19 protein-coding genes are annotated in these 22,546 nt (G+C 61.9%); 1 reads left to right on the forward strand and 18 read right to left on the reverse strand.

Translation table 11 applies throughout. The annotated features are described in order from the left end of the window. Positions 1 to 3: 3 nt before the first annotated feature. From nadD to glyA, 4 genes are all read right to left on the reverse strand, one after another. Positions 4 to 684 (reverse strand): nicotinate-nucleotide adenylyltransferase, encoded by a 681-nt coding sequence (nadD, locus tag H3U89_RS00130; RefSeq protein WP_198179295.1) that lies wholly within the window; start codon positions 682 to 684, stop codon positions 4 to 6. A gap of 5 nt (positions 685 to 689) precedes the next feature. Beyond that, positions 690 to 1,247 (reverse strand): hypothetical protein, encoded by a 558-nt coding sequence (locus H3U89_RS00135; protein WP_034525012.1) that lies wholly within the window; start codon positions 1,245 to 1,247, stop codon positions 690 to 692. Next, positions 1,244 to 2,548 (reverse strand): glutamate-5-semialdehyde dehydrogenase, encoded by a 1,305-nt coding sequence (locus H3U89_RS00140; protein WP_198179293.1) that lies wholly within the window; start codon positions 2,546 to 2,548, stop codon positions 1,244 to 1,246. Before H3U89_RS00140 ends, H3U89_RS00135 begins: the two co-directional genes overlap by 4 nt. A 128-nt stretch (positions 2,549 to 2,676) precedes the next feature. Beyond that, positions 2,677 to 3,984, reverse strand: coding sequence for a serine hydroxymethyltransferase (gene glyA, locus H3U89_RS00145; RefSeq protein ID WP_029678938.1), 1,308 nt, complete (start codon positions 3,982 to 3,984; stop codon positions 2,677 to 2,679). Positions 3,985 to 4,187: 203 nt separating this feature from the next. On the opposite strand from glyA, the gene thrC reads away from it, so the two are divergent. After that, a complete protein-coding gene (gene thrC, locus H3U89_RS00150) occupies positions 4,188 to 5,669 on the forward strand; it encodes a threonine synthase (RefSeq protein WP_198179291.1) in 1,482 nt (493 codons plus the stop codon). Positions 5,670 to 5,686: 17 nt separating this feature from the next. Here thrC and H3U89_RS00155 read toward each other — a convergent pair whose 3' ends face one another. From H3U89_RS00155 to H3U89_RS00220, 14 genes are all read right to left on the reverse strand, one after another. Continuing rightward, positions 5,687 to 6,403 (reverse strand): ABC-2 transporter permease, encoded by a 717-nt coding sequence (locus H3U89_RS00155; RefSeq protein WP_198179289.1) that lies wholly within the window; start codon positions 6,401 to 6,403, stop codon positions 5,687 to 5,689. Continuing rightward, positions 6,400 to 7,356 (reverse strand): ABC transporter ATP-binding protein, encoded by a 957-nt coding sequence (locus H3U89_RS00160; protein ID WP_415873557.1) that lies wholly within the window; start codon positions 7,354 to 7,356, stop codon positions 6,400 to 6,402. Before H3U89_RS00160 ends, H3U89_RS00155 begins: the two co-directional genes overlap by 4 nt. A 22-nt stretch (positions 7,357 to 7,378) precedes the next feature. Further along, on the reverse strand, positions 7,379 to 7,786 hold the full coding sequence (locus H3U89_RS00165; protein ID WP_198179285.1) for a GntR family transcriptional regulator: 408 nt from the start codon (positions 7,784 to 7,786) through the stop codon (positions 7,379 to 7,381). Positions 7,787 to 8,245: 459 nt separating this feature from the next. Then, on the reverse strand, positions 8,246 to 10,018 hold the full coding sequence (locus H3U89_RS00170; RefSeq protein WP_198179283.1) for a DNA repair protein RecN: 1,773 nt from the start codon (positions 10,016 to 10,018) through the stop codon (positions 8,246 to 8,248). Beyond that, positions 10,018 to 10,956: an NAD kinase gene (locus tag H3U89_RS00175; RefSeq protein ID WP_198179281.1), complete on the reverse strand. Its 939-nt coding sequence runs from the start codon at positions 10,954 to 10,956 to the stop codon at positions 10,018 to 10,020. The genes H3U89_RS00170 and H3U89_RS00175 overlap by 1 nt, the downstream gene beginning before the upstream one ends. Before the next feature lie 70 nt (positions 10,957 to 11,026). Next, entirely contained in the window at positions 11,027 to 12,340 is a 1,314-nt protein-coding gene (clpX, locus tag H3U89_RS00180; protein WP_198179279.1) for an ATP-dependent Clp protease ATP-binding subunit ClpX, read from the reverse strand. A 144-nt stretch (positions 12,341 to 12,484) separates the two neighbouring features. Further along, positions 12,485 to 13,153, reverse strand: coding sequence for an ATP-dependent Clp protease proteolytic subunit (locus H3U89_RS00185; protein WP_198179277.1), 669 nt, complete (start codon positions 13,151 to 13,153; stop codon positions 12,485 to 12,487). Between the two features lie 9 nt (positions 13,154 to 13,162). After that, positions 13,163 to 13,750 carry an ATP-dependent Clp protease proteolytic subunit gene (locus H3U89_RS00190; protein WP_029678947.1) on the reverse strand — a complete coding sequence of 196 codons (588 nt, stop codon included), beginning with the start codon at positions 13,748 to 13,750 and terminating at the stop codon, positions 13,163 to 13,165. Between the two features lie 181 nt (positions 13,751 to 13,931). Continuing rightward, positions 13,932 to 15,308, reverse strand: a complete 1,377-nt coding sequence (tig, locus tag H3U89_RS00195) for a trigger factor (protein ID WP_198179275.1) — start codon at positions 15,306 to 15,308, stop codon at positions 13,932 to 13,934. Between the two features lie 49 nt (positions 15,309 to 15,357). Next, positions 15,358 to 16,644, reverse strand: a complete 1,287-nt coding sequence (locus tag H3U89_RS00200) for an HRDC domain-containing protein (protein ID WP_198179273.1) — start codon at positions 16,642 to 16,644, stop codon at positions 15,358 to 15,360. Positions 16,645 to 16,975: 331 nt separating this feature from the next. Then, positions 16,976 to 17,857: a pyruvate formate-lyase-activating protein gene (gene pflA / locus H3U89_RS00205; protein ID WP_198176555.1), complete on the reverse strand. Its 882-nt coding sequence runs from the start codon at positions 17,855 to 17,857 to the stop codon at positions 16,976 to 16,978. Positions 17,858 to 17,955: 98 nt separating this feature from the next. Then, on the reverse strand, positions 17,956 to 20,331 hold the full coding sequence (pflB, locus tag H3U89_RS00210) for a formate C-acetyltransferase (RefSeq protein ID WP_198176556.1): 2,376 nt from the start codon (positions 20,329 to 20,331) through the stop codon (positions 17,956 to 17,958). A gap of 242 nt (positions 20,332 to 20,573) precedes the next feature. After that, entirely contained in the window at positions 20,574 to 20,810 is a 237-nt protein-coding gene (locus H3U89_RS00215; RefSeq protein WP_198179266.1) for a hypothetical protein, read from the reverse strand. Positions 20,811 to 20,815: 5 nt separating this feature from the next. After that, a complete protein-coding gene (locus H3U89_RS00220) occupies positions 20,816 to 22,495 on the reverse strand; it encodes an NAD+ synthase (protein WP_415873546.1) in 1,680 nt (559 codons plus the stop codon). Positions 22,496 to 22,546 lie beyond the last annotated feature (51 nt).

Below are 22,546 nucleotides of genomic sequence, written 5' to 3' on the forward strand. Positions count from 1 at the left end.
AGCTCAGGAAGCCGAGCGGTAGAGCCCGTGTTTGTTGATGTACTGCACCACCCCGTCCGGAACCAGGTACCAGACCGGCATGCCCCTGGCCGAACGACGGCGCACATCTGTGGACGAGATGGACAGGGCCGGAATCTCCAGGGTATCCACCCGCTGGGCAGGCACCTGAAGGTCGTCCAGGCTGGAGGAGTAGCCGGGCCTGGAGACGGCGACGAACTTGGCCAGATCCCACATCCGGTTGGCATCCTTCCAACGCATGATCTCGGCCACAGCGTCCGCCCCGGTGATGAAGAAGAGGTCGCTGTCGGGACGCATCCGCTTGATGTCGCGCAAGGTGTCCACGGTGTAGGTGATGCCAGGACGCTCAATGTCCACCCGGGAGACGGTGAACTTGGGGTTGGAGGCCGTGGCGATCACGGTCATCAGATAGCGGTCCTCAGCATTGGTCACCGTCTTGTTCAGCTTGAAGGCCGGACGGCCGGTGGGCACAAAAATGACCTCATCCAGGTCGTAGACCCATGCCACCTCCGAGGCAGCCACCAAGTGGCCGTTGTGAATGGGGTCGAAGGTGCCGCCCATGATCCCCACCCGGGGTCGGCGGTTATGGTGAGAAGGCCTACAGGATCCGTCAATATCTGATGGCTCCTGCCCGGATTCCTCCTCCTTGGACAGTTCAGACATCATCCGGTTCACCCCTGCTCGCCCTCCCGTCTGGCTTCCGAGGCGTTCTCCTCGTTCTCTGACTTGGCCTCCTGGCGCATCTGCTCGGCGCTGGGGTTGACCCGGTCAGGATCGATCCGCTCCATGTCGGCATTCCACTCCTCCTGAACCACGCGGCGGATCTCGGAGTAGGTGGGCAGGGGGAAGCCCGGCTGGTAGGCCCGACGAACCTGAGCCACGCATCCGGTGACAGCTACCAATGAATCGGACAGGTCAGCGATGCGCCCCTCCTGCTCCTGCTTGCGGAAGACCGGCACCCGCTCCTCCATGACGGTGATGTTGTGCCTGACCTGATTGAGCTGGTCCTGGTCAAGGTCGTACACATCATCGGCATGCTCGTCAGGCCAGCCAATCAGGACAGCGTCGGCGTACTCAAGGCAGGAGCGCTGGTCTGCATCCGGGATGCCATCCTCGATTTGCACCAGAAAGACGTACCGCAGCAGGCTCAGCCGCTCTGAAGCCACCCTCAGCCAGATGCGCGGATTGTCATGCTCGCGCTGGAAGAGCTCTTCGATCTTCTCGTTCACGGCCGCACCTGCCCCCTGCCGTAACCGATCCATTTGGTAGTGGTCAGCTCCTGCAAGCCCATGGGTCCTCGAGCATGCAGCTTCTGGGTGGAGATGCCCAGCTCAGCGCCCATGCCGAACATGCCGCCGTCGGTGAATCTGGTCGAAGCATTGACCATGATCACGGCCGAATCCACCCGACGGGAGAACTCCTCCACGGCCTCGTAGTCCCGAGCCAGGATGGCCTCGGTGTGACCGGTGGAGTGACGGTTGATGTGATCGATGGCTTGATCCAGGGAGTCGACCACACGCACCCCCATCTTCAGATCCAGATACTCACGGTCCCAGTCGGCTTCCTCAGCGCGAACCAGCAGTTCTTCAGGCAAACCATGCCCGGCGAGGATGTCCATGGAGACCGCATCCAGGTGCAGCTCAACTTGGGCCTGCGTCAGCGCTTGGGCCACGCGGGGCAGGAATTCAGCGGCCACATCCCTGTGGACGATCAGCTTCTCAGCGGCGTTGCAGACGCCCACCCGCTGGGTCTTGGCGTTGACGATGATGGGGATGGCCTGATCTATGTCCACCGATCGGTCCACGTAAATATGGACATTGCCAGCCCCGGTCTCGATGGTGGGCACGGTGGCCTGCTCAATTACGCTGCGGATCAGCCCTCGGCCACCCCTGGGCACCAGCAAATCGATATGACCGCGTGCCTTCATCAGGGCCTGGGCCCCATCGCGACCGTATCGGTCCACGGAAGCCACCAGAGCCGGATCCAACCCCTGCTCACGAAGCACCCCGCCTATCAGTTCCACCAGGGCGCGGTTGGTGCGCTGGGCCGCGTGACCCCCTCGCAGGAGGGCCGCATTGCCGGACTTGAGGCAGAGGGCCACCACATCGATGGTCACATTGGGCCGGGCCTCGTAGATCATGGCCACCACGCCCAGGGGGACACGCACCTGATTGAGCCGCATGCCGTTGGGCATGTCATGGCCGCGAACCACCTCGCCCAGGGGATCGGTCAGCCCCGCCACCATGCGCACGCCCCGGGCGGCGTCCGCGATACGAACCTTGTCCAGGCGCAGACGGTCGATCAGACCGGCGCTCATTCCTTCTTCAAAAGCCTGGGTGCAATCCTGCTCATTGACTGCGGTAATCTGATCGGCCTGATCGATCAGCGCATCAGCCAAGGCCAGCAGCAGAGCGTTCCTGGCCTGGCCGGTCATGCCCGCCAGACCTGCCTGTGCAGCGGCCGCCGCATCGGCCATGGCGCAAACCCGATCGAACACATCCTGACGATCGGAGTTCTCGTTTTCACTCATGTTCGTCAGATCCTTTCGCCATCGCGGGTCCGCCAGACCCATATTCTGTACCGATTGTAACCCTCAGCGAGGGCAATGACGACAGGAGGAGGGAGGGCATTGCTGCGCCTCCCTCCTTCAAGGGCCGATCAGTGGGTCTGATCCAGCTCAGGATAGAGCGGGAAGGCCTCGACCAGCCGATCCACCCGGGCCTTGAGGGCATCCAGATCCGCCTGGGGACCCTGGGCCAGCGCAGTGCCGATCACGTCGGCCACCTCCTCGTACTGGGCCGGGCCGAAGCCGCGTGTGGCCAGGGCGGAGGTTCCGATGCGCAGACCAGAGGCCACAGATGCCGGGCGCGGATCGAAGGGCACCGTATTGCGGTTGACGGTGATGCCGATCTTGGCCAGCAGGTCCTCCCCCTGACGGCCGTCCATCTCGCTGTTGCGCAGATCCACCATGACCAGGTGGACGTCCGTCCCTCCAGTGAGCACGGTGATGCCGTTGTCAGCCACATCCTTGGCCATCAGACGCTCAGCAAGAATCTTGGCGCCCTCCAGGGTGCGCTCCATCCGCTCCTTGAATTCAGGCGTACCGGCCAGCTTGAAGGCCACAGCCTTGGCGGCGATCACATGCATGAGCGGGCCGCCCTGGTTGCCGGGGAAGACCGAGGAGTTGAGCTTCTTGGCATACTCCTGACGGGCCAGGATGAACCCGGAGCGGGGTCCGCCCAGGGTCTTGTGGGCCGTGGAGGAGACCACATCGGCATAGGGCACCGGACTGGGATGCAGACCGGCTGCCACCATACCCGCGAAGTGGGCCATATCCACCCAGAACTTGGCTCCCACCTCGTCGGCGATCTCCTTCATGGCTGCAAAGTCCTCAATGCGCGGGTAGGCGCTCCATCCGCCGATGATCAAAGCCGGATGAGTTTCCAGGGCCCGCTGACGGATGATCTCGGGCTCGATGCGGAAGGTGTCCGGATCGACCCCGTAGGACTCAGCGTGGTAAAAACGTCCGGAGAAGTTGATCTTCATACCGTGGGTCAGGTGGCCACCGTGGTCCAGGGCCAGGCCCAGCACGGTGTCGCCGGGCTTGATCAGGGCCTGGTAGACGGCGGCGTTGGCCTGGGCACCCGAATGCGGCTGGACGTTGGCATATTCGGCGCCGAACAGGGCCTTGGCACGGTCCCGGGCCAGGTTCTCGACCTGGTCCACCCACTCGCATCCGCCGTAGTAGCGTCTGCCGGGATAGCCCTCGGCGTACTTGTTGGTCAGCACGGATCCCTGGGCCTGCAGGACGGCCTTGGGCACGAAGTTCTCCGAGGCGATCATCTCCAGACCGCCCCGCTGACGCTCCAACTCGCCATCCAACAATGCAGCGATCTCCGGATCCACCTGCGAGATCGAAGAGTTCAGGACATCGTAGGATTGCTGTACCGGGTTCTCTTCGACCATGGGTCGCTCCTTTGTCTGTAACGTACAGCCTCGGATACAGGGGCTGGTGGGCAACACTGTACGCCATGCCGACCCCTGGCAGGCCCTGGCGTCCACAGACAGTTTCCTCCGCGAGCCGAGCAAGGCCATGGTTCGGACCCCTGCACGGGGTAGAATGCCCTGGTAATGATCAGTTCGGCGACATGGCGGAGGGGCAGGCAACCATGAGCACATACCACAGCACCCGAGGCGGCAAGGAGCAGCTGCAGTCCAAGCAGGCCATCAGACGAGGCCTGGCCCCTGACGGCGGACTCTACGTCAGCGATGGACTGGACGCACTGACCATCGACCCTGCCACGGTTGCCGGCCTGGACTACAAGGGCACGGCCAAACTGGTCCTTTCGGGACTGCTGAGCGATTACTCTTCCGCTCAGCTGGACTCCTGCCTGGACGCAGCCTACGGAGAACAGTGGTCCGATCCGGCAATAACCCCTCTGGTGGACCTGGGCGGCAACGACTTCGTACTGGAGCTCTTCCGCGGGCCCACCTCGGCCTTCAAGGATGTGGCCTTGCAGCTTCTGCCGAGACTGATGGCCCTGGCCGGGGAGGATGGCGAACGGATCATGGTGCTTACGGCCACCTCCGGAGACACGGGCAAGGCGGCACTGGCCGGATTCGCAGACGCGCCGGGCACGGGCATCACCGTCTTCTACCCGCAGGGCAAGGTCAGCCAGATCCAGCGCCTGCAGATGGTCACCCAGGAGGGCGGCAATCTCCAGGTCTGTGCGGTTCGGGGCAATTTCGACGATGCCCAGTCCGCAGTCAAGTCCATCTTTGCCGACACCGATCTGGCTGGTGAACTGGAGGAGAAAGCCTCGACCGTTCTCTCATCGGCCAACTCCATCAACGTGGGCCGCCTGGCTCCGCAGGTCGTCTACTACTTCCGGGCCTACGGGTCCCTGATGGAACGGGGGGTGATCAGACCCGGGGATCCGGTCGAATTCTGCGTGCCCACCGGCAACTTCGGCGATGTGTTGGCCGGATACTATGCCAAGATGATGGGCCTTCCGGTGGCCCGCCTGACCGTGGCCTCGGACCGCAACCGGGTCCTCAACGACTTCCTGACCAGCGGCGTCTATGATCGCAACCGCCCCTTCTACACCACCACCTCCCCCAGCATGGACATCCTGATCTCCTCCAACCTGGAGCGGATGCTCTACTACATGGCCGGCGGCGACACCGAACTGATCGCCTCGCTTATGGCCGACCTGGAGTCCACAGGACGCTACCAGGTGCCTGAGGCCCTGCTGACCAGAATCCGCGGGCTCTTCTCCTGCGGCTGGGCCGACGAGGACCAGGTGGCCTCAGCCATCAGCGGCTGCTGGGAGGACCGTGGATACCTGATCGATCCGCACACGGCCTGCGGTTACCAGGTCATGACCGGGCAGACCGACAGGGATCCTGCCGTGCCCCGGGTGCTGCTGTCCACAGCCAGCCCCTACAAGTTCCCCCGGGTGGTCTGCCAATCCCTGGGCCTGGAGACCCCGGACAGCGACTTCGACTGCATGGACATCCTGGCCGAGTCCACCAACACCAGGCCCCCCAAGGCTCTGCGCACCCTGGAAAACGCACCTGTACGCTTCCAGGACTGCATCGATCCAGGGGACATGTCCGACTACGTCCGCCACGCGGTCATGCAGTCCTGAAGCCTGAGCGAATTGACTCAGATCTCCTTCCTGGCATAGACCTTGCGAGATATGGCTATCGAAACCATATCAGCCGCCAGAATCACCGCCAGCCCGAGGAACATCGGCCGCCACAGGTCGGAAGTCAAAAATCGCATGATTGAATTCCAGAAGGTCCCCCAGTCCAAGGGCAGCAAACTGCCGATGAGGGCCGCGATTGGCACCAAACCAAGAAGCGCCAGGAAGACTATCATTGCCTTAACTGGCTCCAGCCAATAAAACAAGGGTGTAGCTACCGCAAAGAGCAAAGACTCCAACAGGAACAACCCCGAAGCAAACAAGACAGTGTCGCGCCAATGGTCCTGACCATGCAAAAATGAATCAGTAGCGTAGAAGAAGAATATTGCATAGCCGCAAGACTGAACCAGAACCAGCAGAATCACAGCAGCATAGCGTCCGAATACCTGGTGATCACGTGTTATGGGCAGCAGACCGTTCAAACGAATTGCCGTATTGCTGAAATCGACGAACATACCGAATACCAGGCCTACAAGCAGTCCGATTCCCATGCTGGTTACTGCTCCCGTCAACGCAGTCCGTGCATCTTCCCCGTCATTGCCTGTCAGGGCCATGACCAGGTTCAGCAGGATTCCGATGAGAGGAACGGACATGAAAATTATCACACCGACCCAGGTTCTCCCTGCTCCTGAGAAACGTTGCATGTCCAACCTGATCTGCTTGGCTATCGCCTTCATGACTCCACCTCCTTATTCCTGTCGGTCGCGGCAGGTGAGCCCGCGGTCAGTCTGATGATGTTGTCAAAGTCGGCCCGCTCCACCAGGTAGCGGCCATCCGAAGGCTCCACGGCGGCAGGGGAAGCCGATGCCAGAAAATCCTTCAAGTGTTCAGTGGGCACCAAAGCCTCGAAACCTGTGGCGGAACGCTGCAAGCCCATCAGATGCGGCATTTGTGCTCTAGCCAGATCGTCCGGTCCTCCTCTCACTATCTGAAAAGCCTCCATCAACTCGTCCTTGGGGCCGGTGTAGAAGACAGATCCTCGATTGATGTAGGTGACGAAGTCAGCCACCCGTTCAAGATCCGCAGTGATGTGCGTGGAGAAAAGCACTGAGTGACGACCGTCCCCGATGTAGTCCAGCAGAATATCCATGAGCTCGTCCCTGGCCAGGACATCCAGACCACTGGTGGGCTCATCCAGAATCAAGAGCCTTGCATCGTGGCTGAGGGCGACGGCCAGCATCAGTTTCATCTGCATGCCGCGGGAGAGTTTGCCGATTTTGCGGTTTTCCTGCAGACCGAACCGACGCAGATAGTCCTGATAGCAATCACTGTTCCAAGAGGGATACATGGGTGCCATCACTGGCTCGACAGCCTTGACCCTCCATGTCTCCAGGAAATAAATGGAATCGAAGACCACACCCAGGTCTGCTTTGACCTCCTCCTCCTGTTTCAGGGGATCACGGCCCAGAATGCTGATTTCTCCGCTGTCTCGACGGGTCATATTCAGCAAGAGCCGAATCAGGGTGGATTTGCCTGCGCCGTTGGGGCCTATCAATCCCATGATGTAGCCCATGGGCAGGTCCATGGTGACCTGGTGCAGACGGAAACCCGTACCGTCAGCCTTGACGTAGCTTTTCCCAAGGTCACTGACGCGCAGGGCATAGTCGATCCCTTCAACAGAAGTCGTCATCGGCGGTGATGCACACATGCTGCTATTCCTTTCCTTCTTCGGACGCGGGCGCGGAACCCTTGTCCCCCAGCAGGCCGTCGAGCAGGCCGCGAATCCGATCCGGCTCCATGCCAGCCCGACGAGCCGTATCGACCGCCTCGCCCAGCAGGGACTGCACGCGGTCCTCCAGATGCCGCCGCATGACCTGGTCGCCACTGTCGGCCACGAAGGTCCCCTTGCCCTGGATGTTCTCCACCAAGCCCTCTTGGGCGAGTTCGGTATAGGCGCGGGTCACGGTCAGCACGGAGACCCTGAGCTCTCGCGAGAGATGTCGCAGGGAAGGCAGCCCCTCCCCTGCTTTCAGGTCTCCGGTCAGGATAGCCGAACGTATCTGGTCCTCGATCTGCCGATAAATCGGCTGTCCGGACAGGGATGAGATGATCAGTTTCATCCAAGCCCCTTTCATTGATGGTCGGCACGACCCTGGCTGAGCTGTACCGGTGTTCATGTATACACTATAACAGTTTGATCATGAAGACAAACTTTGCCGCCGATCTTCTCAGGACGTGATTCACAGATTCCATAGAAACGGCGCTGCAGTGCTGAAATCCCGACCAATCAGGGCTTCGGACAAAATCCATGTTGACCAGGTCGTTGCCGCATTGCACATGCCAAGGGCGGATACGGTGTCATCAACGAAAATCAAGCACGGGTGTTACCACACGGTCATCTACAGCCGATTGCCTGCTGTCAAGGCAACAGAATGAAAAAGCAACAGAATGACAGATGTCAATCAAGCAGCGGCACGGCCACAAAGGCAGCAAAGTCGCCCGCAACAAAGTCGGCAAACCTTCTCAAAGTCGCTGAATCGAGGAACTTTGGCATGGCAAGGTTGAGGCTACAACCAGACCTATCGGACCTGGAGCCTGCTGGAGGACAGAAGCTCTCGGGCATGCTTCAGGGAGGTCGTGGACTCGCTGCCGGCCAGCATCCGGGCGATCTCCCGCTCCCTGTCCTCGCCCTCCACCTGGCGAACCAGGGTCTCTACGGCATCGCCGCCTTCACGCCCTTTGGCCACGACGAACTGTCTATCGGCCCAGGAAGCCACCTGCGGCAGGTGGGTGACCACGATCACCTGGGCGGTGACCGCCAGCCGGGCCAGACGCCGACCTAGTTCTACAGCTGCCCGACCGCCGACGCCCGCATCCACCTCGTCGAAGATGAAGGTCATCGTCGGGTCGCCGACCTGGGAATCACGGCCAGCATGTCCATGGCCAGACCCGTCAGGCCGCGATGATGTCCGGCCTTCGGCGGCCACAAGCTCCAGGGCCAGCATGAGTCGGCTGAGTTCGCCGCCAGAGGCGCTCTTGCCCATGGGCAGCAGGTCCGAACCCGGATACGGCCTGAAGAGAAAGTCGATCTGATCCAGACCATGCCCGTCCATGTCCTGGTCCTGGCGTGGTCTGACGCGGATCTCCAGCCCGGCACCCGCCATGGCCAGGGAGCGCAATTCACCGTCGACAAGTTCGCTCAGCCTTCGTGCAGCCTTGCCCCGTGACACAGACAGATTCCGAGCGGCCTTCAAAGCGCTTCCGCGAAGTTGCTCAACCTGACCTTCAAGCTCCTCAAGCTTCTCGGGTGAGGCATCCATGTCCTCAAGTTCAAATGCAGCCTTCTTGCGCCAGGCCAGAACGTCGTCGATGTCCGGCCCCCAGCGTCGGGTCAGCTCATCCAGATCGTGAATGCGGGCGTTGATCTTGTCCAGGTCGCCCTCCTGGCCCTCGTCGTCCAGCTGGCTGCTCAGGGTGAAAACCAGATCGGACAGGTCAGCATTCAGCGACCGCAACCGCTGGGCCGACTCCTGAAAGACCCCCTCCACACCGATGCCCTCCAGGGCGGCAATGGCCCGTTCCACCAAGGCCGTAGCCGAAGGTGCATCGGCATCCGGGTCGATCTGGCCGGAGTCCAGGGCGGACAATGCGGCCATGACTCCCTGACTGATCTGAGCTGCGTGCTCGATCCTGTCCCGCTGGGCCTTGAGCTCACGATCCTCGCCGGAATGGGGATCGACCCGGTCTATCCGTGCGATGGATTCACGGAGATAATCAGCCTGGGCCATAGCGCCGGACTGCTGGTTGCGCAGCTCCTCAAGATGGTCCTGGGCCTGTCGGTACTGCCTGAAGGCCTTGGAAAAAGCCTCCAGCTGCGGACCGTCACCGGCATAGGCATCCAGAAATTCACGCTGCCGGGCCGGACTGGCCATACGCATCTGATCCGCCTGTCCATGGACGGTGACCAGCATCCCAGCCACCTCCTCCAGCAGGCCCCGAGGTGCTGTCCTGCCGTTCAGGGCGGCACGGGAACGCCCCTTGACAGGCATGGTCCTCGCCAGGAAGATCTGCCCCTCATCCTCCGAGGGCAGGCCAGCCTCACTTATGGCAGCGGTCACTGGATTCTCGGCTCCTGCCCTTCCGGCGTCGAAAATCCCCTGGACCCAGGACTCGTGTGCTCCAGGCGACACGAGTTGCGGACGGGCGGTGGACCCTGAAATCAGCCTGATGGCGTTGAGCAGCATGGACTTGCCAGCCCCGGTCTCCCCGGTGATGGCCGTCATGCCAGCAGCAGGGCACAGCAGGGCATGGTGGATGGGACCCAGGTCTCGTACTTCCAGCTCTTCCAGCATCAGTGCTCCTTGTTCGACTCCGGCGGCTCCCCCTGGTCCTGCCCGTTCGCAGCCGCCGAGGGACGATGCTGCTCCCTCCAGCCGACCACCGGCAGGTCGAACTTGGAGACCAGCCGTCTGGTGAAGGGCACTCCCGACAGCCTGGCCAAACGCAGGATGTCGTGTGACTGTCGCACCACAATGCGGGACCGCTTGGGCACAGGCCGTTGACGGCGCCCATCGTTGCAGATCCAGCCGGCCGATTGGGAATCACCCAGAATATCCAGGGTGAACTGCGACTTGGGGCCGATGATCAGGGACCTGGCAAAGAGGGCGTGGGCAGCTATGGGCACCATCTGCAGCGACTGTGCATCCGGCCAGACGATGGGCCCGCCCACCGAAAAGGCATAGGCCGTCGATCCGGTCGGGGTGGCCACGATCATGCCGTCGCAACCGAAGGAGCTCATCTCCACATCGTCCACTCGGACCGATACCTCGATCATCTTGCCCCGATCATATCGTTCCAGGGTCATGTCATTAAGGGCCCAGTCGCTCAGTGGTCGATCGGCTCCGGGTATCCACAGGTCCACATGGGCCACCATCCGCTCGTCGATGGAATAGTCATGATCGGCCACCCGGCGGATGGCCTCCCCTATCTGGAAGCTCTCGAACTCGGCCAGGAACCCCACGTGACCCAGATTGACCCCCAGGATGGGCACCTGGGTGCCCTTGACCAGCTCTGCAGCCCGCAGAATGGTCCCGTCGCCGCCCAGGACGATGACGATCTCGGTGTCGTCAGCCACCTTCTGGCTGGGACTGCCGAATTCCGGGGCGGCGATGTTGTCGACAATCGAGACGCGAAATCCGTCCCGGCGCAGCTGCTCCTCAACCTCGTCAACCAGGTGGCCGCTTGCCCGGACCCGGCTGTGCGTGACCACGACAGCGCTACGAGCACCCATGGGGCCTCCCTTCCGGCAACAATGATCATCCTATCGGGCCCGGCCAACAGCGGCGCTCATCGCGGCGGGGTCAGGCCAAACGACGACCAGCAGCCTCTGACATGCCTCGCCCGGTCTCATACCGGGGCGATCCGGTCCCTTCCACGGCATCGGCATCAACCACAACACGGGAGACATCCGTCCTGTCGGGCAGCTCGAACATGGTCGCCTCCAAGGTGTGCTCGATGATTCCACGCAGCCCTCGGGCGCCGACCTTGCGCTCCAGGGCGATGGCGGCAACACGGTCCAGGGCGGCATCGGTGAAGACCAGATCGGCCCCGTCATCCAGGAACATGCGCCGGTACTGGTCGACCAGGGCATTGTCTGGTTCGGTCAGCACCCGCCGCAACTCATCGGCGCCCAGCGGCTCCAGGGTTGAGATGACCGGCAACCGCCCCACGAACTCGGGAAGCAGGCCAAACTGTTCCAGGTCCTCGGACCTGACCTGACTCATGACCCGGTCGTCGGGCACCCTATCGCTGCCCTGAGTAGCCGAGAATCCGCTCTCCCGCAGGCCCAGCCGCCGACGGACGATCTCCTCCAGACCGACGAAGGCGCCGCCGCAGATGAAGAGGATGTTGGCCGTGTCCATGACGACCGTGCGGACATCGCCGTGCCGCCGCGAACCCTGTACCGGCACACGGGCCTGGGTGCCCTCGATGATCTTGAGCAGGGCCTGCTGGACCCCCTCGCCGGACACGTCACGGGTGATGGAGGTGTTCTCCCCGGATTTTCTGGCGATCTTGTCGATCTCGTCGATGTAGATGATCCCACGCTGGGCCAGGTCCATATTGCCGTCGGCGGCCTGGAGCAGCCCCTGCAGGACGGACTCCACGTCCTCGCCCACATAACCCGCCTCGGTCAGGCTGGTGGCATCCACAATGACGAAAGGGACGTTCATGATGGTTGCCAAGGTTCGTGCCAGGTAGGTCTTGCCTACGCCGGTGGGACCCATGAGCAGGATGTTGGACTTGTCCACCTGGACGCGTGGGGCAGCATTCTTTCTCTCTAACGCAGTGTCAGCAACACGGCCACGGTCGCCCAGATCCATGTTTACGCGCTTGTAGTGGTTGTAGACAGCCACCGACAGTGTGCGCTTGGCGGCCTCCTGGCCGATGACGTACCGGTTTAGATAGGCGAATATCTTCGAGGGCGCAGGCAGGGACACCCGCTGATCGGCGGCATCCTTGGCCATATCCTCCTGGATGATCTGTGCGCATAGGCGTATGCATTCATCGCAGATTGCGCAGGAAGGTCCCTTGACCAGACGACGCACCTGATGCTCGTCCTTGCCGCAGAACTCGCAGCGATTCAGTCCGTCATTGTAGCTGACCACACGGCCCATGGCTCTCCCTTCCCGGAGAATCCGCAAGAATCGCCGAAATCATATGTGAGCGGCATCGTCCATGATGCCAAAAACGTCCGGAGGCCGTGGACCCCAGGGGCCCGCCGCCATCCGGACGATCAATCATGTGCGCAGTCACCGGAGCTAATCGCGGTGCTCCAGGACCTCGTCCACCATCCCGTAACCCTTGGCCTGCTGGGCGGTCAGAATGGTGTCCACCTCGATATCCTTGCGGATCTTTTCCACATCCTGGCCGGTGTGCTTGGCCAGTGTCTCCTCCAGCCAGGTGCGCATGCGCAGCATCTCCCTGGCCTGGATCTCGATCTCGGTGGCCTTGCCGAAGTCCTGCTCCATGGCCGGCTGGTGAATGAGCACACGGGCATTGGGCAGGATCAGGCGCTTGCCCTTGGTGCCGGCGGCCAGCAGAACGGCAGCAGCCGAGGCAGCCTGGCCCAGGCAGACAGTCTGCACATCGGGCTTGATGTACTGCATGGTGTCGTAGATGGCGGTCATGGCCGTCATGGATCCCCCCGGCGAGTTGATGTAGATGATCACGTCGCGGTTGGGATCCTGGCTCTCCAGAACCAGGAGCTGGGCCATGATGTCATCCGAGGAGGTGTCATCCACCTGGACGCCCATGAAGATGATCCTGTCGTCGAAGAGCCTGGTGTAAGGGTCCTGGCGCTTGTAGCCGTAGGGGGTGCGCTCCTCGAACTGCGGCAGCACATAGCGATCGGCGGGCATGGCGGCCAAACCGCGAGGGCCGGCCAGTCGACGGGCCCGTGCTACAAATTGCGCTTCTTCAGATGCCATGTGGAGTGCTCACTTCCCTTGATCCGCGGTCATAGTGCCGTGGGTGGTCACGATCCGGTCGACAAAGCCGTACTCCAGGGCCTGCTGGGCCGTGAACCAATGATCGTATTCGTTGTCCCGGTAGATCTCTTCCAAGGTGTGGCCGGTCTGCTCGGCCGTCAGCTGGGAGAGCGTGCGCTTCATGTCCATGATCAGTTCGGCGTTGATCCTGACATCAGTGGCCGTGCCTCCGACGCCACCCGAGGGCTGATGCATGAGCACCCGAGCATGGGAGGTGACGAAGCGCTTGCCCTTGGCCCCGCTGGAGAGCAGGAACTGGCCCATGGAGGCAGCCATACCGACTGCGACCGTAGCCACGTCGGGCTCGATCAGCTGCATGGTGTCGTAGATTGCCATGCCCGCCGTGATGGAGCCACCAGGCGAATTGATGTAGAGCCAGATATCCTTCTTGGGATCCTCGGCCGCCAGCATCAGCATCTGTGCGCAGATGACGTTGGCGTTGGCGTCCTTGACCTCGTCCCCCAGCCAGATGATCCTGTCCTTGAGCAGTCGGTTGAAGATGGGATCGGTCGGCGTAGGGGCCTCCCCCTCCTCCATCACAGGACTGGTTGCCAATGAGTTGTTCACCCTGTCTCCTTCGATAAACGTATCTGTATTGAGAGTAGCCCCCGCAATCGACGCGGCCGTGGTCTTTCCGCTCTTTGCGCAACCGCTACGACAGGGCCGCACCCAGGCTGTTTCGCCACTGGGTGCGGCCCTGTTCGTTGCGACTTGTGAGCTACTCCTGATCCTGGGAGAGCTGGTCGGCCACTTCAGCAGCGGCGGAGGCAGCCTGGACGCTCTCGTCCTGCTCCTCCTGGGCCTCGGGCTCATCCTCGCCCAGGAAGCGGCTCAGGTCCACCTCCTGGCCATCGGGATCCTTGAAGGTGACGGCCCGCATGCCGGCCAGCATGCCCTTGGAGCGGCCAACCTCCTGCACAGCCGAACCCAGCTGGCCGTTGCGAACGATACCGTTGATGAAGGCGCTGGGATCCATGCCGTACTGCTGGGCGATGGAGGCCAGGAAGTTGGTCACATCGGCCTGGCTGACCGTGATGCCCAGCTTCTCAGCCAGGGCGTCCAGGGTCATCTGGTCGCGCAGTTCCTTCTCCACGCTCTCCTCGGCCTCGGCCTTCTCGTCCTTGCTGGCCTTGTCCGGGTCCTTGCCGGTGTTCTTAAGTTGATCGGTCACCATGGACTGCTTGATGCCCTTGGGCACCGGGATGTCCAGGCCGTCCTGGAGCTTGGCGATGAAGGCGTCGCGGGCGTCAGTGGCCTGCCGACCCTCGGCATCCACCTGGCACTGCTTGCGCACGTCCTCGCGCAGCTCCTTCAGGGTCTCGAACTCCGAGGCCTCCTTGGCGAACTCGTCGTCCAGGTCAGGCAGCTCCTCGGCCTTGACCGAGTTCACCTTGACCTTGATCTGGGCCTTCTCGCCCTGGTGCTCGCCGGCCTCCAGGGTGCCCTCGAAGGTGGTCTCTTCCCCGGCGGACAGCCCGTCAAGGGCCTCATCCAGGCCGTCCAGCATGGTGTTGGAGCCCAGCTCGTAGCTGACCCCCTGCTGGGAGTCCACGGACTCGCCGTCGATGACGGCATCCAGGTCGATGTTGGCATAGTCACCCTTGGATGCGGGGCGATCCACGCTGACCAGGGTGCCAAAACGCTGACGCAGGTTGTCCAGACGCTTGTCCACGTCCTCGTCGGTGACGGCGGGCTTGGGGACCTCGATTTCCATGCCCTCGATGTCGGGCAGCTCGAACTTGGGACGAATCTCCACCTCTGCGGTGAACTTGAGCTTGGTTTCGTCCTTGGCCGAGGAAGGAATGTCCTTGACATCGATCTGCGGCTGCGCCATGGCGTGCAGCTGCTTCTCCTCCAGGGCCTTGGAGTAGAGCTCGGGCACGCCGGCGTTGACGGCCTCGCCCGCCACGCTGGCAAAGCCCACGCGCTGATCGATGATGGGTCCAGGGACATGGCCCTTGCGGAAGCCGGGGATGGTCACCTGCTTGCCGATCTCCTTACGGGCCTGATCCAGGTAGGGGTTCAGCTCATCGGGATCGACGGTGATGGTGAGCCTGACCTTGGTGGGCTCGAGGTTTCTGACGCTGATTTTCACGCTGCGCTCCAATTCATCCAAACCGTTTGATCTGCCAGTAAGGCAACCGTTACATGATAGCGCGAGTCAGGGACTCTGACAGGAGTGAAACCTGCCAGGGGCGGGCGCCCTCCTGACGCAGGAAGTCGGCCACATCCCGCTTCTCCGGTTCGTCGGTCCAGCACAGGTTGCGCAGGTAACGGGGCTTGATCAGAATCTCGTCGGGGGTGTTGGTCCGGCGTCCCACTTCGGCCACCGCCTTGCGTGCTGCCTCCAGCCTTGCGAACCGGTCCGGGTGGCGGTGCCGCCAGACCTGCATGGACTTGGGGGCGTTGGTCTCCTCACACCGCGGCTTGGGAGGCACCGGCAACTCTTCGGCAGGCAGACTCAGTGCCTCCAGAATGGCCTGTTTCCAGACCGAGGGCCTCACCCGGCGCTGAATGGGCGCGTAGCGCTCGAACATGCGGTCCTGCTCGCCGCCGGTGTGAATCCTGACCCGCTCGTTCAAGGACCGGATGGCCCGGAACTGAGCGTTGTTGTGCGGCTTGAGCCTGCCGGCCTCAATGATGGCCTTGTCAGGCAGGAGGAGCGTCGGAGCGATGTCATTGCGGCGGGCCAGCTGGTCTCGAGCGGTCCACAGCGAGCGGGCCACAGCCAGGCCTCGACGGTCATTGTGCAGGGCGTTGATATGCGAGATATGCCGCCAGGGCTGTTCAGGCTCCGGCTTGGGGATTTTGCCCTGCTCCAGCAGCCAGGCGAATTCCTGCCTGGCCCATTCATCCTTGCCGTGACGGCGCAGGTCCTCCAGCTCGCGCGACCGCACCTGATCCAGCAGCTCCACGTCCAAGGCGGCGTAATTGCGCCAATCACGCGGCAGTGGGCGGTAGGACCAGTCTGCGGCAGAGTGCTCCTTGGCCAGCGTCAGCCCCAGGTAATGCGCGGTCACTGCAGACAGGCCGTAATGGCCCAGGTTGAGCATCCTGGCTGCAAGCTCAGTATCGAAGAGCGATGAGGGCCTCATGCCCAATGCATGGAAGCCAGGCAGATCCTGAGGGGAGTCATGAATGATCCACTGGGCCCCATCAACAGCCTTATTGAATTCCGACCAGTCACAGCCCGCCTGCGTCAAAGCCGGTGGATCCAGCAGGAATATCCCCGCCCCCTGGCGCTTGAACTGGACCAGGTAGTCGTCGTGGCCATAGCGGAAACCAGAGGCCCGTTCAGCGTCGGCGGCCAACGCACCGCTCCCCCGGGACAGCATTCGACAGGCCCGGCGATATCCGGCCATATCGTCGATGACCGACGGCACACCCTGGGCGGGCTCTGAAAGCAGCTGCGTCTTAGGTTCCGTGGTCACCTGCGCTCAACCTCTTTTTTAGTTTGTATTCCATCACGCCACCGGACCGACCGGCCCGGAAAACACACGCCTGAAAGCATAGTCCATGGCCTCAACCCGCTGATAATTCTTACTGAGCAGGCTTCGTCGACAGTTTATTGATTCACAGGATCTGCCATTCACGAAGCCGGTCATTCAGCGTGCCGGTCATTCAGTAAGTGGATCATTTGCTGATTGGGCTGCTGGCCTTCGCCCGAGCAAACAAAACTCCCCAGGACATCCGCCATGGGGAGTGACACAAGATATTCGGATTTCTCCTAGGTCCGCCCAGAACCGGATTGGATTCCGAGGCTCAGTAGACCACGAAGCCATGGGCCTCCAGTTGCTTCTTGACACGATCCTTCAGAGCCGCAGAGGGGCCTTTGGCATCCTCCAGCGGGTAAGGAATGCGCAGCTCATGCCACTTGGGCCGTCCAAGCTGATGGAAGGGCAGCACATCAATGTGCTCGATGGCATCCTTGAACTGTTCGCATACCCGAGCGACATTCTCGACGTTCTCCTCGGAGTCGGTCAGCCCTGGCACCAGCACAAAGCGAACCCAGATCTTGCTGCCACGGGCAGCCAGACGCTTGCCGAATTCGATTGTGGGGGCCAGCGTGCCGCCGGTCACCTTCTTGTAGGTGGCCTCGTCGCCGGACTTGACATCCAGCAGGCACAGGTCGATATCGTCAATCATGGCATCGGTGTAGTTGCGATTGAGGAAGCCCGAGGTGTCCAGGCAGGTGTGGACGCCCATTTCCTTGGCGGCTCGAAAGACACGTGAGACAAAGGCTGCCTGCATCATGGACTCGCCGCCGCTGAAAGTGATTCCTCCGCCCGTACTCTTGAAGAGGTCCTGGTAGCGGGCCACCTTGTCGATCATGGCCTGCAGGTATACGGGCTGGCCATCGCGCATCTTCCAGGTGTCAGGATTCTGGCAGTACTGGCAACGCAGGGGGCATCCGCTCATGAAGACGGTCATCCTTGTACCCGGCCCGTCCACCGAAGTGTTGATGTCCCAGGAGTGAACAAATCCGATGTCGCCCGTGCGCAGGGCATTCATGCGGTCGTGCCGGTCCAGTCCAATGGGCGATTCAAACCCCGAAAGGCCGCCCATCAGCGTCTGGCTCTGGTAGACCTTGGATTCCTTGAGCATGTGCGGGTGTGTGGTATGGAAGGTGGTGGTCTCCGTCATCGGATCCTCCTGAAAAAGACGAAAAGGGGGCAGGGCCTTGGTGCGCCCCGCCCCATGATTCACCGTCTCATCAACGGTTGACTATCGCACAAGGGCGATCAGTCGGTCACCGCGCCCTGGTGGAAGGTGCGGGAGATAACGTCGAGCTGCTGCTCGCGGGTCAGCTTGACGAAGTTGACGGCGTAGCCCGAGACGCGCACGGTCAGGTGCGGGTACTTCTCGGGGTGCTCGACAGCATCCTCCAGTTGCTCCTTGCGCAGGACGTTGATGTTGGCGTGGTAGAGCCCGTGGCCGTTGCCGGCATCCAGGATGCCCACCAGGTTGTTGATACGCTCATCCTCGTCGCGGCCCAGGCCGTCAGGGGTGATTGTGTTGGTCAGCGAGATGCCATCCAGGGCGTCGTTGTAATCAATCTTGCCCACGGAGAACATGGAGGGCAGCATGCCGTGCGAATCCATGCCGTTCTCGGGGTTGGCGCCGGGAGCGTACGGGGTGCCCTTCTTGTGGCCGGAGGGGAAGGACCCGGTGTTCTTGCCATACTCCACGTTGGAGGTGATGGTCAGAATGGACTGGGTCGGCACAGCGCCACGGTAGACAGGCAGGCGCTTGATCTGGCCCATGACGGTGGACACGGTCCACTTGGCCAGATCGTCGGCGCGATCATCGTCGTTGCCGTAGATCGGGAACTCACCGACGGTCTTGTAGTTGACGATCAGGTCGTCGTCAGCGCCCTCGACATACTCAGGGGTGCCCTTGGCATCCTTGTTGTAGATCGGGTAGACCTTGGCGTACTTGATAGCCGACAGGGAGTCAGCGGCGATGGACAGGCCGGACATGCCGCAACCCAGGGTGCGGTAGACCTCCTTGTCGTGCAGGGCCATCTCGATGGACTCGTAGTCGTACTTATCGTGCATGTAGTGGATGATGTTCAGAGCCTCGACGTAGGTCTCGCTCAGCCACTGCAGGGCCTTCTCGTAGTTGTCCTTGACCTCCTGGAAGTCCAGAGAACCGTCTTCCTTGGGGGTGACAGGCTTGATTACGTCCTTGTCGATGACCTGCATGCCGGTCATCTCGTCACGGCCGCCGTTCATGGCGTAGAGCAGGGCCTTGGCGGAGTTGACACGAGCGCCGAAGAACTGCATCTGCTTGCCGACCCTCATGGGGGACACGCAGCATGCGATGGCGGCGTCATCGCCCCAGTGGGCGCGAATGTCCTTGTCGGACTCGTACTGGATGGCGGAGGTGTCGATGGAGATACGGGCGCAGAAGCGCTTGTAGCCCTCGGGCAGCTTTGGATCCCAGAAAATGGTGATGTTGGGCTCGGGGCCGGGTCCAAGGTGCTCCAGGGTCAGGGTTGCCAGCAGACGGAAGGAGGTCTTGGTGACCATGGGCCTGCCGTCGTCGCCGAAGCCGGCGTCGGACCAGGTGGCCCAGTAGGGGTCGCCCGAGAAGATGTTGTCGTAGTCCTTGGTCCGCAGGAAGCGCACGATGCGCAGCTTCATCACGATGTTGTCGATGATCTCCTGGGCGTCGGTCTCGTCGATCAGGCCAGCGGCCAAATCACGCTCGAAGTAGACGTCGAAGAAGGCGGACAGACGGCCGATGGACATGGCGGCGCCGTCCTGGCTCTTGACCGAGGCCAGGTAGGCCATGTAGGTCCACTGGACGGCTTCCTTGGCGTTCATGGCAGGACGGCTCAGATCCAGGCCGTACTCCTTGCCCAGGTTCAACAGCTGCTTCAGAGCCTTGATCTGCTCGGCGTGCTCCTCGCGGAAGCGAATCCAGTGCTCGATCTCTTCCTCGGTGAAATCGTTGCGGTAAGGAATCGAATCCTTGTCGGCCTTCTTGCGGGCAATCAGCTCGTCGATGCCGTACAGGGCCACACGACGATAGTCGCCAATGATGCGGCCGCGGCCGTAAGCATCGGGCAGACCGGTCAGAATCTTGTTGTGGCGGGCCAGCTTGATCCTCTTGGTGTAGACGTCGAAGACCCCATCGTTGTGGGTCTTGCGATACCGGGTGAAGATCTTCTTGACCTCGGGATCGGGCTCCTTGCCTGCCTCCTTGAGGGCCTGCTCAACCATGCGCCAGCCGCCGTAGGGCATCATCGCGCGCTTGCAGGGCACATCGGTCTGAATGCCGACAATCACGTCATCTTGGGTTTCGCCGGCAGGCTTGCCGTCGATGTATCCGGCCGGGAAGGCGTCAATGCCCGCCGGAGTGTGGGTATCCACGTCGTAGACGCGCTGCTTACGCTCTACGGCAAGGAAATTATCGTCCAGGTAGTTCCACAGGAACTTGGTCTTCTCCGTGGCCGGTGCCAGGAAGGATTCGTCACCAGTGTAGGGAGTGTAGTTCTTTTGAATGAAGTCGCGAACGTCGATGTCTTTCTTCCAGTCCTCGCCCTTGAAGCCCTTCCAAGCCTTGGCTTGCAGCTCTGCGGGAGAGACGGTATTGGTCTCAACTGCTGTCATAGTCAACTCCTTGTTGATATGGTCAATGGCGCTTCCTCACACCACTGTCACTTTCAAGTATAGGGGGCGCGTTACCACGGGAAACCGAATCGCGACGTGAGCTATATCACACTGCACGAAGACTCGCAATGGGCGCCACGCCCATATCTTGCGAGCTCGCCTGGCACACCGCCTGTGTCCTGATCCGTTCTGATTGCCTGGCCGACTGGTCGCCAACGCCGGCGGACGATCCAGCGCGAGCTTCATCTGTCAGCTGACGACTGTCCCTGCTCAGGATCTCCCTCCCAGGCCTGCCGCCAACGACGGTCTTCCTCATCCCATTCCTTGTTCCTGCGCTTGGCGATCTTCCAGGCATCGAGGGCTTCCTGCCTGCTGCGGTAGGGGCCCATCCGCCTGTCCTGGGGAGACAGCTTGCCCTGCTCGGGTCTGCCGGTGACCGTGTTGAAGTACCAGGCCGTCCGCTCCTGTTCGGCACCCATGGCGATCACTCCCTGAAGGCGTTGGTGACGGGCAGCCGGCGATCCCGGCCGAAGGCCAGGGAGGTGACCTTGGGCCCCAACGGATACTGACGCCGCTTCCACTCGGCCCTATCCACCAGCCGCATGACCGTGTCGACCGTGTCGGGATCGAAACCGTCGTCCAGGAGGTCGGCCCGACCGTGGGCATGCTCGATGTATGCCTCAAGGACCTTGTCGAGCAGGCTGTAGTCTGGCAGGGAATCGGAGTCCTTCTGCCCTTCACGGAGCTCGGCCGAGGGTGGCTTGACAATGGAATTGACCGGGATGGGCTCACGTTCACCCCGTGCCTGGGCCTGGGCATTGCGCCAGCGGGCCAGTTGCCAGACCCGGGTCTTAAGCAGATCCTTGATGGGCGCATAGCCGCCAACCGCATCGCCATAGATAGTTGAATAACCGCAGGCCAGCTCGGACTTGTTGCCTGTGGCCAGGGCCAGAAGCCCCTCGGCATTGGCGTAGGCCATAACGATGACGCCGCGGATTCGGGCCTGCAGATTCTCTTCAGCCACCCCTTCCAGATGCAACTGCCCTTGGAAGGCGTCGAATTCGGGGCCTATGGCTTGCACCACGTAACGCACGCCCAGACGCTGGGCCAGATCGGCGGCATCGTCCCGGGAGCCCTCCGAGGAGTAGCGACTGGGCATGGAGATGCCCCGCACATGCTCCCCTCCGCAGGCATCGGCGGCCATGGTCGCCACCAGGGCCGAGTCGATTCCGCCTGAGAGCCCCAGGCAGACGCCGGTGAAATGATTCTTGGCCATATAGTCCTTTAGACCCAGCACACAGGCCCGATAGACCTCCTCATCCCCAGGCATCTCTTCCGCCATGCAGGACTGGCTGGGCAGTGGGCGCTCCCCTCGTGCAGGCAGGGTCCAAGTGGACAGATCTTGGACAAACCTTGGCGAGCGCTCCAGCAGGGTGCCATCCTGGTCCACCACGAAACTGCCTCCGTCAAAGACCAGATCGTCTTGACCGCCCACCTGGTTCAGATAGAGCAGAGGCGCGCCGACCTGCTTGGCCCGGCGAGCCGCCAGCTCGTAACGGACATGCCCCTTGCCCTCCTCGAAGGGTGAGCCATTGATGGTCACCAGGAGGTCGATGTCCCGTCCAGCCAGGTCGCTGATGGGATCGCCCTCCTGCCAGATGTCCTCGCAGATGGCCAGCCCAATCCGGTGCCCCTGCACCTCCAGGACCACGGTCCTATCGCCCGGGGTGAAAATCCTGTACTCGTCAAAGACACCGTAGTTGGGCAGGAAGTGCTTGTCGTAGCCGGCCTCGACCCGACCCTGGTGCAGGACCACCAGCCGGTTGCGGGGCCGGTCCTGATCCGTATCGGTGCCAACGGTCCCCACGATTACATAGAGATGGCCCAGACCCTGCTCCTCAAGCTCCCCGGCCAGACTGTCGGCCCGAGACCAGGCGGCCCGACGGAAGCTGGCACGAAATGCCAGGTCCTCGATTGGGTAACCGGTCAGGCTCATCTCGGGAAAGACCACCAGGGTCGCCCCCTGCTCAGCCGCCTTTCGGGAGTAGTCCATAATGATGTCGGCGTTGCCGTCAAGATCGCCCACACAGGTGTCGATCTGAGCCAGAGCCACCAGCAGATCGCCATCCCGCCGCGGCTGTTCCTCTTGTATGCCCATACCCATGATTCTAAACCGTGCCAGGGTCGTCCGACGGGCAGACAGTCCCGAGCGGGG

The sequence above is a fragment of the Bifidobacterium sp. W8104 genome (assembly GCF_016100735.1).
GTDB classification, from domain to species: domain Bacteria; phylum Actinomycetota; class Actinomycetes; order Actinomycetales; family Bifidobacteriaceae; genus Bombiscardovia; species Bombiscardovia choladohabitans.